Genomic DNA, 18,434 nt, shown 5'->3' on the forward strand with positions numbered 1-18,434 from the left:
GCATTTTCACTGGTGAAAACCACAAAAAAAGCCCCCAGTTTTCTGAGGGCTTCGTAACACTTTGTCAGCTTGAGACTGAATTTAGTAAATCGGGAACTGCTTGCAAAGCTCTTTTACTTCTTCATGCACGCGATTTTTCAGCGCAACATCTTCAGCATTATTCAGAACTTGGCCGATCCACTTCGCGATTTGCTTCATTTCTGCAGGACCCATTCCACGCGTGGTCAATGCTGGGGTTCCAATACGCACACCACTTGTGACAAATGGAGAGCGCTTTTCATTTGGCACAGTGTTTTTGTTCACAGTGATGCCAGCTTCATCCAAAGAATTTTCTGCAAGCTTCCCGGTGATTTCACGGTCGCTTAGATCCATCAAGATCAAATGATTGTCCGTACCGCCAGTCACAAGTTTGAAGCCTGCAGACAGAAGTTCTTCAGCCAGAACCTTGGCATTGCTGATAACTTTGCCGGAATAATCTTTAAACTCTGGTTTAAGTGCTTCGCCGAAAGCCACAGCTTTGCCGGCAATCACGTGCTCTAGCGGGCCGCCCTGGATGCCAGGGAAGATGCGGGAATTCATGATCTTGGCTTTTTCTTCAGAGTTCGTCAGAATCATGCCGCCACGGGGGCCACGCAAAGTTTTGTGAGTTGTCGTAGTGATGTAGTCAGCGTAAGGAACCGGGGACGGGTGATGACCCGTGGCCACAAGGCCCGCAAAGTGCGCCATGTCCACCAGCAACTGAGCGCCGACTTCATCTGCGATTTCTTTGAATTTCGCAAAGTCCAAAGTGCGCGGATAAGCGCTGTAGCCTGCGATGATCAATTTTGGCTGAGTCTCTTTCGCAGTGGCGCGGATCGTATCATAATTCAAACGACCCGTTTCCTGGTCCAACTTGTAAGAAGCCGCCTTGAAAAGCAAGCCACTAAAGTTCACCGGAGATCCGTGGGTCAAGTGACCACCGTGGGACAAATCCATTCCCAGAATGGTATCGCCCGCTTTGCATGCTGCCAGATAAACACCCATATTGGCCTGAGAACCTGAGTGCGGTTGTACGTTGGCATATTGAACGCCGAAAAGCTTTTTCGCTCTTTCAATTGCCAAAGACTCGACGGTGTCCACATTCACACAGCCACCATAGTAACGTTTGCCCGGGTAACCTTCGGCATACTTGTTTGTCAGGATAGATCCTTGTGCTTCCATCACGGCTTTGGAGGTGTAGTTTTCTGAGGCGATCATTTCCAGGCCGAACTGCTGACGTTCAGATTCTTTGTTGATGGCTGCCAGAATTTCCGGATCCACTTGGGCTAAGCTGAGTGAAGTTGAATGCATAGACGGACTCCTTAGCACAGGTTCGTGTGCTTTGATTTTAGTCGTGATGTTAAATCAGATGATGAAAGTATCCCTTGAAAGACAGGAATTTAAAAGTCTCAACAACCAGTGTCGCTTGAAAGCTTGGCAACACGTTGCTGGTGGCGTCCACCGGCGAAGGATGTTGAAAGGAACGTCTGGACCATCTTCACGGCATCATCAGGGGAGGTGAAGCGTTCGCTCAGGCAAATAATGTTCGCATTATTGTGTTCGCGGGACAGGCGGGCGATATCGTTATTCCAGCAAAGAGCCGCACGAATTTGTGGGAACTTGTTGGCGCGAATAGCCATGCCCTGACCAGAGCCGCAAATCAAAAGACCCAAAGCCGGGCCTTTTTGAGAATCAGTCAGATTGTTCTTTTGATTTTGAAGTTCCACTTTAACAACTTCACGGCACACCTGATCGGCATAGTCCGGATAGTCGACAGAATCAGCGGAGTGAGTGCCCATGTCCTTCCATTGAATTTCTGGAAGAGCCGCCATCACTTTAAGTTTTAAATCCAACCCAGCGTGATCGCAGCCAACATAGACAATCATTTTCTATCCTTCGTATTTCGAGAAGATCATGGAAGCGTTGGTTCCACCGAAACCAAAGCTGTTATTAATGACATTGGTGATTTTACCTTTACGAGCCTCATTAGGAACGTAATCCAAATCACAGTCTTCACTTGGGTTTTCCAAGTTGATCGTTGGCGGAGCCACCTGGTCTCGAATTGCCATCACACAGAAAGCAGATTCAATCGCACCAGCGGCACCCAACGCGTGACCCATCATGGACTTGGTACTGGAAACCCAGACCTTTTTCGCATGATCACCCAACAAGCGTTTGATTGCTGCGGTTTCAAGGCCATCACCCACCGGCGTGCTTGTGCCGTGAGCGTTGATATAGTTGATGTCTTCCGCTTTCAGACCAGAGTCTTTCAAAGCCATGGACATCGCCGCATAACCACCAGCACCTTCCGGAGCCGGAGAAGTCATGTGATAAGCATCGGAGGAAACTCCGTAGCCTGTGATTTCGCAAAGAATATTGGCGCCACGTTTTACGGCGTGCTCAAGGGATTCGATGCAAAGAACCGCCGCACCCTCTGCCAAAACAAATCCGTCACGGTCTTTATCCCAAGGACGGCTGGCTTTTTCAGGAGCATCGTTGCGGGTGGACAGGGCGCGCATGGAAGCAAAGCCTCCAACAGCCAGTCCGCAGATTGTGCTTTCTGCGCCACCTGCAAGCATCACATCAGTCACACCGTCGCGAATATAGCGAACTGCATCCCCGATAGAGTGAACGCCTGAAGCGCACGCGGAAGTCACAGAATAGTTAGGACCTTTCAGTCCCAGTGAGATCGTCACCTGACCCGCGGCCAGGTTCGTGATCACAGAAGGGATGAAGAACGGACTGATACGGCCCGGTCCTCTTTCCTTCATTTTGATGGCGGTTTCTTCGATGTTCGCAAGACCACCGATACCGACACCAATAATCACTCCCGCTTGATTCTTCACTTCTTCGGTCAGTTCCAGCTTGGCCATTTCCACGGCCATTTTGGAAGCAGCGATCGAGTAGTGAATGAACTCGTCCATTTTCTTTTGCTCTTTTTTCTCGATGTATTGGTCTGTATTAAAACCTTTTACTTCGCCGGCAAAAGTCACATCAAAGCCTGTCGTGTCGAATTTGGTGATCTTGGCGATCCCAGATTGACCACGGGTTGCAGCTGCCCAGCTCTCCTCAATGGTGTTACCAAGGGGAGTGACTGCGCCTACTCCGGTGACGACAACTCTTCTCTGTGGTTTGGATGGACGTTCAAATCGGGAGTTCATAATGAATTAAGCTTTTCCTTTTTTCTCAAGGTAAGAAGCTACGTCTTGAACTGTCTTCAGCTTTTCAGCGTCTTCGTCAGGGATTTCAAGATCGAATTCTTCTTCCATTGCCATCACAAGTTCAACGATATCCAAGCTGTCTGCGCCCAGATCGTCGATGAAAGAAGCTTCCGCTTTAACTTTATCTGGATCTACGCCAAGTTGTTCAACGATGATATCTTTAACCTTTGGATGAATAGCCATTTATGCCTCCTAATAGTGCGTTCAATATTACTTAAATTACAAGTCTAGTCTAGTGTTAGAACTCTATCATGTCGCTCTTAGGCGAGATGAAGTTTTTCGCGAGTTTATTCGCGAACTTAGTTCATATGCATTCCACCGTTCACGTCCAGTGTGTGACCGGTGATGTACTTGGATTCATCGCTCAAAAGGAAGCGCACGGCTTGCGCCACGTCGGATCCTTCGCCGATTTTTGCCAAGGGAATTTTCTCCATCATTTTGGATTTTACGTCTTCAGAAAGAACATCTGTCATTTCTGTTGCGATATATCCAGGGGCCACGTTGTTCACGCGCACGTTGCGGGAACCCAGCTCCAGCGCCACGGATTTGCTGAAAGCAATCGTGCCGGCTTTGGAGGCGGCATAGTTCGCCTGACCGGCATTGCCAGTTTCGCCAATGATAGAAACGATATTTACGATGGAGCCTTTGCGGGCTTTCATCATGGGTTTGGTGAAAGCTTTCGTCACCAGGAAGGTGCCGCGCAGATTGGTGTTCACCACGGAATCGAAATCTTCTGATTTCATGCGCAGAAGCAAGCCGTCTTTGGTGATGCCGGCATTGTTCACAACGCCGTCGATATCGCTCCATTTTTCCAGAATGTGATCTACAGCAGAGTTCACAGATTCTTCGTTCGCGATATCCATTTTGATGTAAAAGTGACCTTCACCGGTCAAAGAGTGAGCCACCTGTTGAGCGGCCTCTTCGCGGGAAGAGTAAGTGAAGGCGACTTGAGCGCCTTCATCAGCAAGAAGCTTAACGATAGCAGCGCCAATTCCGCGGCTGCCACCAGTGACAACAATTTTCTTTCCTTGAAGCGACTTTCCGCTCATGTGCAAAATCCTTTTAAGCAATAACCTGTGTTGTTTTCAGCACACTTTGACCGAACTCCGAATAAAGCTCAAGAAATTTTAATGACTCGTAGCTTTCAGAAATTCTTCAATAATTTTCACATCTTCGATGGAAGTTGTGGTCATGACTTTGAAGAAATCTCCGTCGATCTTTTTCAGCAGACCTTGAAGGACTTTTCCTGCGCCACACTCGATAACTTGAGAGTGACCCATACCCTTAAGGACTTCCATGCTCTGAGTCCAGCGCACAGGGGCTGACACTTGGCGAATCAGATTTTCGCGCAAGATGGAGCCATCGGTTTCAGCTTTGGCGTGGAAGTTTTGAATGATCGGGAAGGCCGCTGTTTCAAATTTCATCGCGGTCAGGACTTCTCTCATCTTGTCTTCGGCCGGCTTCATCATTTCACAGTGGAAAGGCGCTGAAACTGTCAATGGGATCAGCTTTGCGCGTTTTGGAGCTTCCGCAAAAATCGCTTCTGGCTTGAAGTTGTCTTTCAGCCAGTTGATGGCCTTTTGTGAACCAGAAATAACGATTTGTCCTGGAGAATTGAAGTTGGCAGCTGACAGCGGACCCACGCCAGAGTTTTTCACCACGTAGTTGCAAAGAGTTTCAACCTGATCAGGTTCAAGCCCCAGGACCGCGACCATTCCGCCTTGACCCACAGGAACGGCAGACTGCATTGCCTGTCCACGGGTTTTTACGGCACGCATGGATTCGTCGAAACGAGTCACGCCTGCTGCAACCATCGCCGCATATTCACCGATAGAGTGACCAGCCGCCGCCGCCGCTTTCACGCCGAATTCTTTGGTCAGAACTCTTTGAGTGGCCGTGGAAACCAACAGCAAAGCGGGCTGCGTGTTCTCAGTCAAAGCCAGGTCTGCTTCAGAACCTTCAAAGCACAGCTTTTTCATGTCCTGTTTCAAGGCTTCGGAACCTTCTTCGAAAGTTTCCTGAGCGATCTTGAAGTTTTCAAACAAAAAACGGCCCATGCCAGGTTGCTGGCTGCCTTGTCCTGGGAATACAAGTGTAAACATTTTTTAGTACCTCAATAGAATACTGCCGGAAGTAAGACCTGCCCCGAAAGCGGTAAGCAAAATAGTCTGACCTCGTTTGATCTTGCCGTTTTTAACGGCCCAGTCGAATGCAAGAGGGATGGAAGCCGCTGATGTGTTACCAGTTTCCTGAAGGTAGACAATCACGCGTTCCATAGGGAATTTAAATTGATCAGCAACCGCCTCGATGATGCGCTTGTTGGCCTGGTGAGGAACAATCCAGTCGACCTGTTCAGGGGCAACTTTATTGTGCTCCAGAGCCTCCTGGCAGCAGGAAGCCATCGTACGTACCGCGTTCTTAAAGATATCGCGGCCCTTCATGGTCATAAAGTTCAGACCTTTGTCGATGGCTTCATGGGATTGCGGGATTTTACTGCCACCTGCAGGAAGGATCAGAAGATCCGCCAAAGTGCCGTCGGCACGCAGGTGAGAGCTTTCGACAACATTGGTTTCGCCTTCAGCAGCACGAGACACGACCCACGCACCGGCACCATCTCCGAAAAGAATGCAGGTTTCGCGGTCTTTGTAGTTCATGTAGCGGGAAAGGACTTCCGCACCGATAACCAGGATGTTTTTGTACATGCCTGTGCGGATGAATTGGTCGGCAATGCTGACGCCGTAAAGGAAACCGGAGCAGGCTGCGTTTAAATCCACAGCCATGATGTTTTTAGCTCCAAGTTTTGCTTGAACAAAGCACGCAGTGGACGGCATTTGATGGTCACCTGTTACGGTGCCCACCAGAATCATATCGATATCTTCGACTTTGAGATGAGCGTCTTCCAGAGCGCGCTTGGCGGCGATGACACAAAGATCAGACGTGGCCTGATCTTCAGAGGCGATATGGCGGCGTTCGATCCCGGTTCTTTCAACGATCCACTGATCGTTGGTTTCTACCATTTTTTCCAGATCCTTATTTGAAAGAATCTTTTCCGGTAGATAGGAGCCTATCCCTGAAACTCGAGATCGATACATTCCTGCCATGGAGTCAACCTATTCTGTTATGAAGCGAGATTACTTCGCTGCGCTGATTTGTTTGCCTTTGTAGTACAAAGCACCGTCAGCACCTTTGTGTGCGCGGTGAGGGCGAACAAGTTCACCAGTCTTTTTTTCTACAGCGATAGCTGGAGCAGTAAGACCGTCGTGAGAGCGGCGCATGTCACGCTTGGAGCGGGATGTTTTCTTCTTAGGAGTTGGCATTTCAAACCTCGTTTTAAACTAGTATTTAGCAAAGCACGTTAATTTAACCAAAGAACAATAAAAATCAACAATTTAATTGAGTTTTAAATTCTTTAGAGCTGCAAATGGATTCTGGGGCTTTTCCACAGGCATTTCTTCGTCGTAGATAAGACCCTGTCCTGACTCGGGAATTCTGCAATCTGAGGGTTTTCCATCTTCACCAATTTCCGGACATGCCGGATTAAAAGGCGCAGCAAGAGCCACCACTTCGTGCAGGAACTCGCCCATATCAAAAGCCATGTTTTCGTATTCAGAAACCTCAGGTCCACCCTCTGGCAGATCGCTGACGTGGTTGACCTTGGAATACTTGCTGGCACGGGGTTGGGACTGTTTCGGGATCAGGATCTCATGGAAGCGTTCGTTCACCGGGAAATTAATATCATTTCCGCAACGGGAGCAGACTTCCGGGGATTTCGTCTTGATTCTGCCAGTCAGCTCAAAGTCCTTGGAATTCAGAGGTTTAATAAAAAACTCAGTATCGTAGGCATTCTTACCCACGATATCGGCCAAAACGGCATTGGCTTCGCCGGACTGGGTCGTCCAATGATAGGAACGGCCTTCTTCAGGGACTTCAGTCAATTTGATCTTCATAGAAACTCCTCAGGTTCCCCAAAAAGCCTCTTCGGGCCCATAGTGCATTGTAATAGGGGAACGGGACTTTGTAGTGAATTTGAAGCGGTTGGTCAAGGACTGATTTCGTCCAGTGGGTCTTGCGGGCTTCCACAGCGGGAGTAGGCTTTAATTGGAAGCAAAAGGGGGTCTGTATGGCTACTTTAAAACTGCATGGACATGAGTATTACTATGAAGATCATGGCCCCAAAGACGCCCCCTGCATTGTGCTGAGTCCTCTTGTTTATACAGACACCACTGTTTATGAGCCCATCGCCCGCATCCTGGCGGACGATTATCGTGTGATCACCTATGATCACCGCGGCTTGGGTCGCAGTGAACACACTGTCAGTCCCAGCCTGGAAAGCGGCGCCAAGGACGTGGCGGCACTTATTGAACAACTGGGTGTTGGACCCTGCCACTTTGTGGGAAACTGTCTGGGAGCCTATATCGGACTGCAACTGGCCATCCGTCGATCTGATCTGCTGAAAAGCTGCACTTTGATGGGTGCGGTCGCTGAGGGTGAAAGCGATGAAACAATCAAAGCCATGGAAGGCTTTGTCGCCAATATCAAGAAAGAAGGCATGAAAGCCGGAGTCAATGACTTCGCTAAAATGTGGTTCGGAGACACCTTCCGCGCCACCAAAGATCCAATTCAAGTCAGCCGTCGCGAAAAATGGCTGAGTCACATCAAACACATGAAACCAGAGGAAATGGACTCTGCTTTGCAAATCTTCCGTCGCACCGACATGAGCGAAGAACTGAATAAAGTCCATTGTGCGGTTCTGATTCTGGCGGGTGATGAGGATTCACCTTCCAATCTGGAAGCTTACCGCCGAATGGCGAAAGCTCTTCCAGCCGGTGAATACAAAACCATCCACCACGCAGGCTTTGCCCTTGTGATCGAACAACCTGAAGAGGTCGCCGAAAACATCCGCACCTTCGTGGGTAAGGTGGAACGTCATCTGAAACATCAATTCAAGCAGGCTCCACGGGACTATGGTGCCCGTGCGATGTGAGTCTCTGAAATGAAAAAGCCACCTTTATCCGGTGGCTTTTTCTTATTTAACGTACAAGTCAGCGGCTTTTGGCGTGGACTTGATCAGCTTCAGTTTTTTCATTTGCTGAACCAGAGTGTCCCAGCGTTCATCGCTCATGGAGCCCACCGTGACGCCGGCTGTTTCAATCAAAGGCTTTTGAATATCAGCGGCCTTGTTGAAAGTTTCCAGATCAATGGCTTTGTTTAATTTGGCCATGTGTTCATTGGTGGCTTTGGGATCTTTCAGGTACTGGGCCCACCCTTCACGAGTGGCGGTCAGAACTTTTTGCACCAGTTCGGGTTTGTTCTTCAAGGTCTCTTCGGTGGTCGCCAGAACCACCAGATAAGGATTAAAACCTTCATCCGCAATCAGGAAGTTTTTCACTTTGGCGCCGGCTTTTTCCGCGCTTAAAGGCTCAATGGTGATAAAGCCCTGCTGGGAAAAAGTCATGTCATTCACAAAGTTGCTGACGCCACCCAAGTAAGGCACGACACGGACTTTCGGCTTTCCGAATTTCTGCACCAGGAACTGATAATAGGGCAGGCCTGATTGCATGGATAAGAAGCCTTCATTAGTGAAAACATCCTTCAGACTTTTAAAGTTTCTTTCCGCGTGGGTCATTACAATGTAGGGGGACTTTTGATAAACCGCGAACAGGGCCTTGACCTTGTTCACTTTGTTTTTGTCCTGGGAAATAATCAGCTCATCCGCGCTGACGATGGCGAAATCCACTTTATTGTTCGCCAGCATTTGAACTGTCGGCGTTCCAGAGCCACCTTCAAGCACTTTTACATCCAGACCTTGTGCTTTATAGAACCCCTGCAAAGAGGCTGCATAGAAGCCGCCAAACTCAGGCTCTGCTTTCCAGTTTAAGGCCAAAGTCACAGGCGTGTTGGCGGCAAAAGCTGCTGAAGTCAGAAATACAGAAATTAAAAGGGTGATCATGGTTTTCATAAATCTCCTTGTGTGGCGGAAGCCAGCGGACGGCGGCTGAGTATTAATTTGTGAAGCAAAGCCCATGAGCCCATTAACAGAAGACCCATCAGGGACAATAATAAAAGAGCGCCAAAAACAATATCGACCCGCTGCTGGGTGCGCGCGGAATCAATCAAGGCCCCCAGGCCCCCGCCAGCCACAAACTCCCCGGCGATGGCGCCGATAATCGACAAGCCCGTCGAGATTTTAAGGCCGGAATAGATATAGCTATACGCATGGGGAAGTTTTAGCTTCCACAAAGTCTGTAAACGGGTGGCGCGATAGATTCTGAAGAGGTCTTTTTGTGATTCGCTGACACTTTCAAGACCCATCAGGGTGTTGGCGATGATCGGGAACAATGAAACAATAAAACTTGAAGCAATAACGGTGGGCGCACCAAAGCCGAAATAGATCACCAGCAAAGGCGCAATCGCAATGATCGGCACCGTTTGGAAAAACACTGCAAACGGCAAAATGGCCCGCTTCAATGTTTCCGACAATGAAAACACAAAGGAAATCAAACCACCCACAAGAACACTTAAACCCAATCCCGCAAGAACATTGATCAGGGTTTCCTTGAAGGCGACCGCAAAGTCAGCGCGAAGCTCTTGCAAAGTTGCAACAATGGTGGAAGGGGAGGGCAGCAGAGTCTCACTCACCCACCCGCCACGAATCAGGATTTCAAGACTTAAGGTCAAGACGACAAAACTGACAAAGGCCGGCAGAAAACGTTTCATGCGCGCAGCCTTTCAGAAAGACCTTCAACGATCTTGTTGAACCCTTCTGAGGTTCTTAAGTGTTCCTGCCGTCTTTCTGGCAGCGCCAGTTTTTGATCAAAGACGATGGGCGCTCCCTGCCCCTTTAACATCACCACTCGTTCCGACAAAAACGCAGATTCAAACAAGGAATGCGTCACAAACACGACCGTCATGCGTTCGGAATGCCAAAGTTCATGAAGCTGGTTTTGCATTTCAAAGCGGGTGCTTTCATCCAAAGCCGCAAAGGGCTCGTCCATCAGCAAAAGCTTTGGTGAATTCACCAGCGCACGCGCCAAAGACACACGCATTTTCATCCCACCGGACAATTGATGCGGGAAAAGATGCTGGGCCTCTGTCAGGTGGACTTTCTTCAGTGCCGCCTGGACTTTGATTTTGCGTTCTTCATCCGGCAGGTTTTTAAAGGCATGATTCAGCTCAAACGGCAGATGCACGTTTTCATAAACGGTTCGCCAGGCCAGCAAGTTGGGTTCCTGAAAGACAAAACTGGAGGGGGCGTCAGACAAAGTCAGTTTCACACTGCCAGAGCTGGCGGATTCAAGTCCTGCCATAAGTCTTAACAGTGTGGACTTGCCGCATCCCGAAGGCCCGACAATTGAAATGAAGGAGCCAGGTTCGACTGCAAGATCCATGTTCTCAATCACGGATCTTTTGCCGAAGCTTTTGTTCAGTTTTTCAATTTGAATCCCCTGGGCTCCGTTCACTTTACACCCAGTCGTAGTTAAAGCTGATGCTGATACGCTCTTTGTCGGAATCATTTTTGGGAACTTCGTGGCGCAGCCAGGATTCAAACAGCACCACGTGGCCTTCCTGAGGCTCCAGCGAATGATAGCGCTGATTATGAACCTTGGCGTTGTGTTTGCGTGGTGGGGACGCCATGAATGAATCCAGACGTGGGTCCTCGAACTTGATCGCCGAACAGTTTTTCGGCGTCTGAACATAATAAGTCCCGCTGATCACAGACAGTGGATGCAAATGCATGGTGTGAATCACGTCCGTGGGCATGATGTTCACCCAGCACGAAGACATGCGCAGTTCTTTCGGGTCGATGTCCATTTCTAGATGTTTTACGAACTTGCGAACGTGCTTGTTGATTTCCTTTTCCAGATCCCCAAAGGTGGAGGAAAACTGATGCAACTGGCTCATGGAACCGTAAGAAGTGAAGCCGCCTTTGTAGTTCTTCTGTGACCAGATCTGACCTTCTTCATCGACTTCGGCAATTTTCAGGGACTCTTGCTTAAGGTCCTTGTTCAGGGATTTGTCTTTGCTCGCCAAGGGAGCATAGTAAACGAAGGTGGGGAAGAGTGTTTTTATCATTTTGAGACACCTAAATGCTTGTAATTGCGTGTTTTCACCATAGGTCTAAATCTGTGTCATTACAAGAATTGATAACTACTTCTTTGACAGTTGTAAGGGACTTTTGCGCAAGGAGGCGCTCTAAAGCAATAGAATTGCTGCCCGGGTGGCATCCCCCTTGCTTTATTAGTCTGTATCAGCAAGGAGCTAAGTATGAAGAAGCAAGTAGTTATCGCCGTAATGACCCTGATCCCAGCAATCAGTTTTGCCAAGATATCGGATTTCAACGCTTTGATCAGCGAGAATTCCAAAGCGCAAAACGAGCTTCATAATACGGTTCAACACAACTTGGAAGCGTCCCGCGAACAAGCCGCAGCGGCGGAAGTGCGTGAGCGTATCGTGGTGGTTGAAAACTCCGGCTCTTCTTACAATGCTCCAACCAGAAAAGACCTTTTGGCCTTTAAAAAGGAAAAGATCAGCCACCGTGCTTCAGAAGAAAAGCAGTTTGACCGCCTGGCTTCTGAAATCCGCGGTATGGAAGAGTAATTAAAGAATCAACTTACGTAGCTCTTGCTGAGAATATACGTAATCTGCATAAACCATGGTGTTGGTGATGTTTCGATGTCCCAACGCCACCTGGACCAGTCGCAAATCCTTCGTTTTCTGATACAGCTCAATCGCAAACGTGTGCCTTAAAGCGTGAAACTTCTTTGGTACGGGGCGATACATTTCCCAGACCTGATAAAGCCGATTGTACGAAATAGGAAAAACCGACGTTCCGCCCTGATTTTCGGCGAAGCGATGAAGGCGGCTGAAAAGGTCCGAGTGGACTGGAATTTCGCGGTCATTCGACCCCTTTAGACCTCTAATGAATATGCTTTCATCGTAGGGATTCAAATCCGCCCGCTGAATGTTTAAAACTTCCTGAGCCCGGGCCCCGGTTCGCAAAGCCGTCCAAATCATCAAACAATTGCGGGGATCCTTATCCTGAAAATCCGTGAGGATTTTTCGCAAACGTTCTGATTCGGGTGCGAGAAGATATTTGTTTTTATTAAGTTGATACCGAGGTGCCGTGGCCATAACTCATCATTCAAAAGTCGAGATGGCTTTGACAAGGGGATATTCGCAACGCGTCGCATCCAAAGTGGTGATATGTAAATAATTTGTGTTTAGTTACGATGCATCAATAATATATGCAGCGCGTCAGTATAAAAGGCTGCCATATTTCGATTATAAAACATCAATAATAACATATATTTAGCACTAAAGCTTATAACTATAAGCTTTAGGCGAATTTGAAAAAGGGGTGCCCAGGGTACCCTTGGAAAGATTCTTTTGTGGTTTCAATGACTTAGCTTGACCCCATAAAGACCCTTCTGGAAAGATATCTGTATTATACAACGCTATTTATTGTGAATAACAACACAAATATTGCGAAATACAACGGTCCAGAAGGGGTTTGTATGCAGGGTGAGGTTCAGGGTCCAGATCAGGATCAGCTTCAAAAGGGGGCGTTTGACGAGGGGTTTATCGAGGATGATTTGAACCCCCGATCCAAGACGTCTTTGCGTATGAATTACGAAGCTCAGGTCGCGGTCATCCAAAGACAGATCGGCAATCTGGAACAAATTCGGGGTGATTTGGGGCTTTCCCAGCGCAAAATTTCGCAGCTTTTAATGGTCGATCCATCCAGTTGGACCCGCTGGGTAAAACAGGGCGATGAAGCTCCCCCGCATATTTGGAGAGCTTTGCAATGGTATTTGGCTTTGCGGGAAAAGATCCCAGGTCTCACGCCCAATTATTTCCTGGGTTCAAACCCTCAGGTTCTGCATCAAAAAGCCCTTCAGGAAGTCGATTTGGAACGCCAGGCCCGCCGCGAAGAGATTGAAAAGCTGTCTTTAGAGCTTCGTGGGGTGTTTTCTGAACGGGAAAAGCTCAAATCAGAGCTTCAGGAATTGAAAAAAGACCTGAAATTCCACAGAAATATCAGTATAGTTGTCCTTCTTATTGGTCTGGCTTGGGCTGGCGTATTTTTCTTCTGGAAAGGTCTATGATTAAACACGACTCCATTCGATTGCTTGCGACGAACTTACTTAAAGATGCGATTGGCCGCGCTTATCCGGATTTTTCTGCTTCTGAAGACGATATTTATAAGGCTTTGGTAAATCCCCCAAAATCAGATCTGGGTGACTTGGCTTTTGGTTGTTTTATTTTGGCGAAGGCTTTGAAAGCTGCTCCTCCGCAAGTGGCCACGGCAGTGGCGGCTCAAATGAAAGGGGCCACCGCGGTTGCGGCGGGTCCTTATATTAATATTCGTTTTGACGAACAAACTCATGGTGAACAGGTTCTGGCAACAATCCTGGATGGCAGCTATTTCAAAAAGCCGCTGATGGAAAAATCCCCGAAAACCATGATCGAATATTCCCAGCCAAATACCCACAAAGAACTTCACGTGGGTCATATGCGCAACCTGTGCCTTGGCGACGCGATTGTTCGCATGCTTCGTTACAGCGGCCGCGAGATTGTTTCTTCGACGTTCCCGGGTGACATGGGCACGCACGTGGCGAAGTGTCTGTGGTACATGAAAAAACACAATCAAGAGCCAGTGCCTGAAACTGAAAAAGGTGAATGGCTGGGGCGCATGTATTCCAAGGCCAACCTGCTGCTGGAAGATCAAAACGGCACCCCTCAGGAAGACATCAACCGCCAGGAGCTGACGGCGATTTTGCATCAACTGGAAGGCAAGACCGGTCCCTACTATGATCTGTGGCTTGAGACCCGTGAATGGTCCATCGATCTGATGAAAAAGGTCTATGCCTGGGCTGATGTGACTTTTGATGAATGGTACTTTGAATCTGAAATGGATTCTCCGTCTGCGGCATGGGTGAAGCAACTTTATGCTGAGGGCAAGCTTGAGATGTCTCAAGGCGCCATCGGTAAGGATCTTGAGTCTGAGAAATTGGGCTTCTGTATGCTTTTGAAATCCGATGGCACCGGTCTTTACGCGACGAAAGATTTGTTGTTGGCGAAGCACAAGTTTGAAGATGTGAAGATTGAAAAGAGCGTTTATGTCGTCGACATGCGCCAGGCTTTGCACTTTAAACAGGTCTTCCGCGTTCTGGAAATCCTGGGTTTTGAGCAGGCGAAAAATTGCTTCCACCTTCAGTACAACTATGTCGAGCTTCCGGATGGTGCCATGAGTTCCCGTAAGGGCAATATCGTGCCGCTGCGTGAACTGGTTCACCGCATGGAAGATCACGTGAAGACCACATACCTGAGCCGCTATAAAGGCGAATGGTCGGAAGCCGATATCGAGAAAATTGCCGGCCAGGTGGCTAAAGGGGCTATTTTCTATGGCATGCTTCGTATGGATACAAACAAGAAGATTGTCTTTGATATGAATGAATGGCTGAAACTGGATGGGGAGTCCGGGCCGTTTGTGCAATATTCTTACGCACGTATCTCCAGCCTGGGGCGCAAGTTCCCACGCACTGCAGGTGCAAAAATCGACTGGAGTCGTTTGAATCATGCTTCAGAAAGACAGTTGATGCAGTCTTTGGGCGGTTTCAATACGGCGGTTGCGGCGGCGGCGGAAAACTTCAAGCCTTCGGCGATTTGCACTTATTTGTATGATCTGGCGAAGAGCTTTAACGTCTTTTATCACGAGTGCCCGATCGGTACCGAGGCTGACGTGGCAACACGTGAAGCCCGTCTGGCTTTGAGTGAAGCTGTCGGTTTGACTCTGAAAAATGGTCTGGCGGTTCTTGGTATGCCAGCACCGGAAAAAATGTAGATATAATTGAGAAAAAGGGCCTCTAAATGAAAATTTGGAGGCCTGAGCTAATACCCCGCATTAACGCTAGTCTTTTTACTCAATTGGACCCATGATCTTTCGGCAATTCAAAAATGAAGGAGCCTACATTGGGAACTTTTGAGATTATCTCTAAGCATGGTGATCATGAGCAGGTTGTTTTCTGTAACGACCCTCATGTTGGTTTGAAAGCGATCATCGCTATTCACAACACCTCTTTGGGGCCTGCACTTGGCGGCACCCGTATGTGGAACTATAAGAATGAAGACGAGGCTCTTGTTGACGTTCTTCGTTTGTCCAAAGGTATGACTTATAAAGCAGCTGCTTCCGGCCTGAATCTGGGCGGCGGTAAAGCAGTTATCATCGGCGATCCCAAGACACAAAAGTCTGAAGGTCTGTTCCGTGCTTTCGGTCAGTTCGTGAACTCTCTGAATGGTAAATACATCACTGCTGAAGACGTTGGTACGTCTGTTCAGGACATGGAGCACATCTACATGGAGACTCCTTGGGTGACTGGTATCCCTAAGGACTTCGGTGGTTCCGGCGATCCATCTCCATACACTGCACACGGTGTCTTGATGGGTATCAAGGCTTCCGCTAAAGAAAAGTTCGGTACAGACTCTTTGAAAGGCCTGCATATCGCCGTTCAAGGTCTGGGTAACGTGGGTTCCAATCTGGTAAAATACCTGGTTGAAGAAGGCGCTGTGATCACAGTGGCTGATATCGACATGAACCGCACTAAAAACGTGGCTGACAAGTTCGGCGCGAAAGCTGTGAGCTCTGATGACATTCTATTCACAGAATGTGACATCCTGGCTCCTTGTGCATTGGGCGCGATCGTGAACGATCAGTCCATCACTAAATTGAGAACCAAAGTTATCGCTGGTGGCGCGAACAACGTATTGGCTGAAGCACGTCACGGTGACCAGTTGAAAGAACTGGGCATCCTGTATGCTCCAGACTACGTAATCAACGCCGGTGGTCTGATGAACGTATTCGTTGAGCTTGAGGGCTACTCTCCAGAGCGCGCCTTCGAAAAGACAAAACGCGTTTACGACAACATCCTTAAAGTTTACGAAATCGCAAAACGTGACGGCATCGGTACACACACCGCTGCGGACCGTCTGGCTGAAGAGCGTATCAACACAATTGGTCGCCTAAAACAGCGCCACCCAGGCAAATCTTCCCGCGCGTTCACCACGCTGCGTGAAGTGCACAACAGATAGTTTTAAAGGGGTCGAAAGACCCCTTTTTTTATGCGCCGAGTGATAGCATTCATTACGGCCCGTTTTCTTGACATCCCCTCTGGACCAAAGAACAATCTTTCCTCGTAAGTATTTATTAACAGCGAGGAATTATCTTGAGCACTAAAATTTCTAAAGACGATTTGAAGTCCCCGGATCAGGTCACTCAAACTTTGAGAAAAGGTTTTGTCTGGACCACTGGTCACTCCAAAATTGTAATCGCAGCCGTTGCTGCCTTCATCGTGTTGGGTGTGGGTTATTCCATCGCCAGCCACCTGTCTGAAAAGAAAGAAACTGCTCAACAGGAAAAGTACTTCCTTCTGGAAAAAGCTTATAGCGCGAAAAAGCAAGGCTTTGAGGAAGCAGCTCGCGCGGAGCAGATCAATGCGCAAAGCAAAGACAAAAAGAATGTTCCTGCATTCGATCCGGCTAAAAAAGCGTCCGGTGACCTGCAAAAGGACTACGGCACCATCGTGGCGAACTTTGAGTCCTTCATCAATGACGCTCCTAAAACCAAGGCTGCGCAAATGGCTGCTTTGAACCTGAGCGAAATCTATCTGACTTACAAAAAGAATGATGAAGCTGCTGCGGTATTGGCGAAAGTCGAGCCGGGCTTGAAAAGCGGTGACGTTCTGACGGCTTTGGTGCTGATGCAGACTGGAAATGTTCAGGCTGACAAAGGTGATTGCAAAGCGGCTGTTGAAAAATGGCAGAAACTGGCTGACACCAAGGCTTTGGCATTTGCTCACGACGAAGCAAAATTGCGCATGGGTCTTTGCTTTGAGTCCATGAACGATCTGGCAAAAGCGGAAGCGCTTTACACTGAGATCGCTAAAAAAGAAGACATGAACACAACTGACTTCGCGGCAGCCAAAGAAGCGCAAAAATACCTGCGCTTGCTTAAAGCCAAGAAGAACCTTTAATCCGGGGAATTCATGAAGATTGTCCTGTTCGGAACTCTATTGCTGACGCTGGTGGGATGCACCACTTTGAACTCTGGTTTGGAGAAATGGAGCTCTTTAAACAACAGCAAGCGTGAGTACGAGGTCAAGGCCGCGTGGATCCGTCGCACCACTGAAAAAGACAATCTGGGCTTCCGCAAGATCAACCGTATGACGCCGGTTTTGGCCGGCGATCTGGTGATTCAGGGGAATGGTCTGGACGGCATTGTGGCGTACAGCCGCGACAATGGCCAGGAGCGCTGGAGACTGCCGATTGAAAATGGCGCTGAACCCAGCGCAACGCTGATCCGGGATCGTCTGTTTGTGGGTGCGAGTGATGGAAACTTCTATTCTATCGAAGCCAGCACCGGCAAAGTCCAATGGACCTTCAATACCAAGTCTGAAAACCTGGCCGCTCCTTTGTTGGAAGACGGCATTGTGTACTTCCTTGCGGGCAACAGCGTGTTTTATGCACTGGATGCCTCCACAGGGCATCAGGTCTGGTTGTATTCTCGCCAGGACACCTCCCAGTTCTCTATCCGTGGCGGCAGTCAGGCGGCTTTAAACAACGGCACTTTGTACGTGGGCTTCTCTGACGGTTCCGTGGTGGCTTTGAATGCGAAAACGGGTTCTTCCCTGTGGGAAGTGCAATTGAACCGCAACAAACGCTTCCGCGATATTGATGCGACCCCGGTGGTTGAAGGCAATCAGCTTTATGTGGCTGGTTATGACGACAAACTTTACTGCCTTTCTGCAGACAAAGGTGAAGTCGTTTGGCGTATTGATGGTGGCGGCTATAGCGGCGTCACTATTGTGGGCGATAAACTGATCTATCCAACGACCAATGGCGAAGTTCAGGCTTTGAATAAAGCGTCTGGTGATAAGCTGTGGTCTTATAAGCTGAAGGACGGCATTGCGACGCAAGTAAGGACCTATAAAGGGGTGCTGGTGTTCGGCGAATCCCAGGGTTCTTTGCGCTTCCTGGATGCCAATGCCGGCACGGAAGTGGGATCTTTCGAGCCAGGCCGTGGAATCCTTTCCTCCCCGCAAGTGGATGAAAAGGGGGGTCGAGTTTACTTTATTTCCGGTGAAGCGAATCTTTATGCGATTGACGCCGGTTGGATCAGAACCCCTTACTTTTAGGAGT

Annotated in this window: 21 protein-coding genes; 7 read left to right on the forward strand and 14 right to left on the reverse strand. The window is 48.7% G+C overall.

All coding sequences use genetic code 11. The annotated features are described in order from the left end of the window. Positions 1 to 81 precede the first annotated feature (81 nt). The 9 genes from glyA to ACZ520_RS09535 form a co-directional block, all read right to left on the reverse strand. A complete protein-coding gene (gene glyA, locus ACZ520_RS09495) occupies positions 82 to 1,329 on the reverse strand; it encodes a serine hydroxymethyltransferase (RefSeq protein ID WP_416480613.1) in 1,248 nt (415 codons plus the stop codon). Between the two features lie 98 nt (positions 1,330 to 1,427). Further along, positions 1,428 to 1,904, reverse strand: a complete 477-nt coding sequence (locus tag ACZ520_RS09500) for an RpiB/LacA/LacB family sugar-phosphate isomerase (protein ID WP_374030253.1) — start codon at positions 1,902 to 1,904, stop codon at positions 1,428 to 1,430. A gap of 3 nt (positions 1,905 to 1,907) precedes the next feature. Next, entirely contained in the window at positions 1,908 to 3,179 is a 1,272-nt protein-coding gene (fabF, locus tag ACZ520_RS09505; protein WP_088565230.1) for a beta-ketoacyl-ACP synthase II, read from the reverse strand. 6 nt (positions 3,180 to 3,185) lie between these two features. Beyond that, a complete protein-coding gene (gene acpP / locus ACZ520_RS09510) occupies positions 3,186 to 3,422 on the reverse strand; it encodes an acyl carrier protein (RefSeq protein WP_011164461.1) in 237 nt (78 codons plus the stop codon). A gap of 116 nt (positions 3,423 to 3,538) precedes the next feature. Then, the gene (gene fabG / locus ACZ520_RS09515) at positions 3,539 to 4,288 is read right to left on the reverse strand and encodes a 3-oxoacyl-[acyl-carrier-protein] reductase (protein ID WP_041583536.1); all 750 of its coding nucleotides are present in this window, start codon (positions 4,286 to 4,288) and stop codon (positions 3,539 to 3,541) included. A 78-nt stretch (positions 4,289 to 4,366) separates the two neighbouring features. Beyond that, positions 4,367 to 5,341 carry an ACP S-malonyltransferase gene (gene fabD, locus ACZ520_RS09520; protein WP_416480611.1) on the reverse strand — a complete coding sequence of 325 codons (975 nt, stop codon included), beginning with the start codon at positions 5,339 to 5,341 and terminating at the stop codon, positions 4,367 to 4,369. 3 nt (positions 5,342 to 5,344) lie between these two features. Then, positions 5,345 to 6,340: a beta-ketoacyl-ACP synthase III gene (locus ACZ520_RS09525; protein ID WP_464125193.1), complete on the reverse strand. Its 996-nt coding sequence runs from the start codon at positions 6,338 to 6,340 to the stop codon at positions 5,345 to 5,347. 30 nt (positions 6,341 to 6,370) lie between these two features. Continuing rightward, on the reverse strand, positions 6,371 to 6,556 hold the full coding sequence (gene rpmF / locus ACZ520_RS09530) for a 50S ribosomal protein L32 (protein WP_011164465.1): 186 nt from the start codon (positions 6,554 to 6,556) through the stop codon (positions 6,371 to 6,373). 72 nt (positions 6,557 to 6,628) lie between these two features. Then, positions 6,629 to 7,186: a YceD family protein gene (locus ACZ520_RS09535; RefSeq protein ID WP_374030258.1), complete on the reverse strand. Its 558-nt coding sequence runs from the start codon at positions 7,184 to 7,186 to the stop codon at positions 6,629 to 6,631. A gap of 173 nt (positions 7,187 to 7,359) precedes the next feature. Here ACZ520_RS09535 and ACZ520_RS09540 point away from each other — a divergent pair, with 173 nt between their 5' ends. Then, positions 7,360 to 8,223 (forward strand): alpha/beta fold hydrolase, encoded by an 864-nt coding sequence (locus tag ACZ520_RS09540; RefSeq protein WP_416480610.1) that lies wholly within the window; start codon positions 7,360 to 7,362, stop codon positions 8,221 to 8,223. Between the two features lie 42 nt (positions 8,224 to 8,265). Here the strand turns inward: ACZ520_RS09540 and ACZ520_RS09545 are convergent, their stop codons facing one another. Genes ACZ520_RS09545 through ACZ520_RS09560 form a run of 4 tightly spaced genes read right to left on the reverse strand, consistent with a single transcriptional unit; the run spans position 8,266 to position 11,312 of the window. Continuing rightward, positions 8,266 to 9,198, reverse strand: a complete 933-nt coding sequence (locus tag ACZ520_RS09545; RefSeq protein ID WP_464125196.1) for an ABC transporter substrate-binding protein — start codon at positions 9,196 to 9,198, stop codon at positions 8,266 to 8,268. Then, the gene (locus tag ACZ520_RS09550; protein WP_417869160.1) at positions 9,195 to 9,956 is read right to left on the reverse strand and encodes an ABC transporter permease; all 762 of its coding nucleotides are present in this window, start codon (positions 9,954 to 9,956) and stop codon (positions 9,195 to 9,197) included. Before ACZ520_RS09550 ends, ACZ520_RS09545 begins: the two co-directional genes overlap by 4 nt. Next, complete coding sequence (locus tag ACZ520_RS09555) at positions 9,953 to 10,699, reverse strand: ABC transporter ATP-binding protein (protein ID WP_464125199.1); 747 nt, start codon at positions 10,697 to 10,699, stop codon at positions 9,953 to 9,955. Before ACZ520_RS09555 ends, ACZ520_RS09550 begins: the two co-directional genes overlap by 4 nt. Before the next feature lies 1 nt (position 10,700). Further along, on the reverse strand, positions 10,701 to 11,312 hold the full coding sequence (locus tag ACZ520_RS09560) for a 2OG-Fe(II) oxygenase family protein (RefSeq protein ID WP_088565222.1): 612 nt from the start codon (positions 11,310 to 11,312) through the stop codon (positions 10,701 to 10,703). Between the two features lie 192 nt (positions 11,313 to 11,504). Here ACZ520_RS09560 and ACZ520_RS09565 point away from each other — a divergent pair, with 192 nt between their 5' ends. Further along, positions 11,505 to 11,837, forward strand: a complete 333-nt coding sequence (locus ACZ520_RS09565; protein ID WP_088565221.1) for a hypothetical protein — start codon at positions 11,505 to 11,507, stop codon at positions 11,835 to 11,837. On the opposite strand, the gene ACZ520_RS09570 is transcribed toward ACZ520_RS09565, so the two are convergent. After that, complete coding sequence (locus ACZ520_RS09570) at positions 11,838 to 12,305, reverse strand: tyrosine-type recombinase/integrase (protein WP_374033112.1); 468 nt, start codon at positions 12,303 to 12,305, stop codon at positions 11,838 to 11,840. Positions 12,306 to 12,703: 398 nt separating this feature from the next. Between ACZ520_RS09570 and ACZ520_RS09575 the strand changes: the two genes are divergently transcribed. From ACZ520_RS09575 to ACZ520_RS09595, 5 genes are all read left to right on the forward strand, one after another. Then, a complete protein-coding gene (locus tag ACZ520_RS09575) occupies positions 12,704 to 13,345 on the forward strand; it encodes a hypothetical protein (RefSeq protein WP_416480606.1) in 642 nt (213 codons plus the stop codon). Next, on the forward strand, positions 13,342 to 15,084 hold the full coding sequence (gene argS / locus ACZ520_RS09580) for an arginine--tRNA ligase (protein WP_088565219.1): 1,743 nt from the start codon (positions 13,342 to 13,344) through the stop codon (positions 15,082 to 15,084). The genes ACZ520_RS09575 and argS overlap by 4 nt, the downstream gene beginning before the upstream one ends. Positions 15,085 to 15,197: 113 nt before the next feature. Further along, on the forward strand, positions 15,198 to 16,328 hold the full coding sequence (locus ACZ520_RS09585) for a Glu/Leu/Phe/Val family dehydrogenase (RefSeq protein ID WP_088565218.1): 1,131 nt from the start codon (positions 15,198 to 15,200) through the stop codon (positions 16,326 to 16,328). Positions 16,329 to 16,462: 134 nt separating this feature from the next. After that, positions 16,463 to 17,269 carry a tetratricopeptide repeat protein gene (locus tag ACZ520_RS09590; RefSeq protein WP_374033115.1) on the forward strand — a complete coding sequence of 269 codons (807 nt, stop codon included), beginning with the start codon at positions 16,463 to 16,465 and terminating at the stop codon, positions 17,267 to 17,269. 12 nt (positions 17,270 to 17,281) lie between these two features. Beyond that, complete coding sequence (locus ACZ520_RS09595) at positions 17,282 to 18,430, forward strand: outer membrane protein assembly factor BamB family protein (RefSeq protein ID WP_464125204.1); 1,149 nt, start codon at positions 17,282 to 17,284, stop codon at positions 18,428 to 18,430. The last annotated feature ends 4 nt before the right edge of the window (positions 18,431 to 18,434 follow it).

It is taken from the genome of Bdellovibrio sp. BIS2 (assembly GCF_055398295.1).

What these genes read in the sequence shown, in the direction of transcription:
- argS (WP_088565219.1), top strand. Translation starts at nt 13,342, where the DNA reads ATGATTAAACACGACTCCATTCGATTGCTTGCGACGAACTTACTTAAA.
- ACZ520_RS09595 (WP_464125204.1), top strand. Translation starts at nt 17,282, where the DNA reads ATGAAGATTGTCCTGTTCGGAACTCTATTGCTGACGCTGGTGGGATGC.
- rpmF (WP_011164465.1), bottom strand. Translation starts at nt 6,556, where the DNA reads ATGCCAACTCCTAAGAAGAAAACATCCCGCTCCAAGCGTGACATGCGC.
- ACZ520_RS09565 (WP_088565221.1), top strand. Translation starts at nt 11,505, where the DNA reads ATGAAGAAGCAAGTAGTTATCGCCGTAATGACCCTGATCCCAGCAATC.
- acpP (WP_011164461.1), bottom strand. Translation starts at nt 3,422, where the DNA reads ATGGCTATTCATCCAAAGGTTAAAGATATCATCGTTGAACAACTTGGC.
- fabD (WP_416480611.1), bottom strand. Translation starts at nt 5,341, where the DNA reads ATGTTTACACTTGTATTCCCAGGACAAGGCAGCCAGCAACCTGGCATG.
- fabF (WP_088565230.1), bottom strand. Translation starts at nt 3,179, where the DNA reads ATGAACTCCCGATTTGAACGTCCATCCAAACCACAGAGAAGAGTTGTC.
- ACZ520_RS09585 (WP_088565218.1), top strand. Translation starts at nt 15,198, where the DNA reads ATGAAGGAGCCTACATTGGGAACTTTTGAGATTATCTCTAAGCATGGT.
- ACZ520_RS09545 (WP_464125196.1), bottom strand. Translation starts at nt 9,198, where the DNA reads ATGAAAACCATGATCACCCTTTTAATTTCTGTATTTCTGACTTCAGCA.
- ACZ520_RS09525 (WP_464125193.1), bottom strand. Translation starts at nt 6,340, where the DNA reads ATGGCAGGAATGTATCGATCTCGAGTTTCAGGGATAGGCTCCTATCTA.
- ACZ520_RS09540 (WP_416480610.1), top strand. Translation starts at nt 7,360, where the DNA reads ATGGCTACTTTAAAACTGCATGGACATGAGTATTACTATGAAGATCAT.
- ACZ520_RS09535 (WP_374030258.1), bottom strand. Translation starts at nt 7,186, where the DNA reads ATGAAGATCAAATTGACTGAAGTCCCTGAAGAAGGCCGTTCCTATCAT.
- ACZ520_RS09560 (WP_088565222.1), bottom strand. Translation starts at nt 11,312, where the DNA reads ATGATAAAAACACTCTTCCCCACCTTCGTTTACTATGCTCCCTTGGCG.
- ACZ520_RS09500 (WP_374030253.1), bottom strand. Translation starts at nt 1,904, where the DNA reads ATGATTGTCTATGTTGGCTGCGATCACGCTGGGTTGGATTTAAAACTT.
- fabG (WP_041583536.1), bottom strand. Translation starts at nt 4,288, where the DNA reads ATGAGCGGAAAGTCGCTTCAAGGAAAGAAAATTGTTGTCACTGGTGGC.
- ACZ520_RS09550 (WP_417869160.1), bottom strand. Translation starts at nt 9,956, where the DNA reads ATGAAACGTTTTCTGCCGGCCTTTGTCAGTTTTGTCGTCTTGACCTTA.
- glyA (WP_416480613.1), bottom strand. Translation starts at nt 1,329, where the DNA reads ATGCATTCAACTTCACTCAGCTTAGCCCAAGTGGATCCGGAAATTCTG.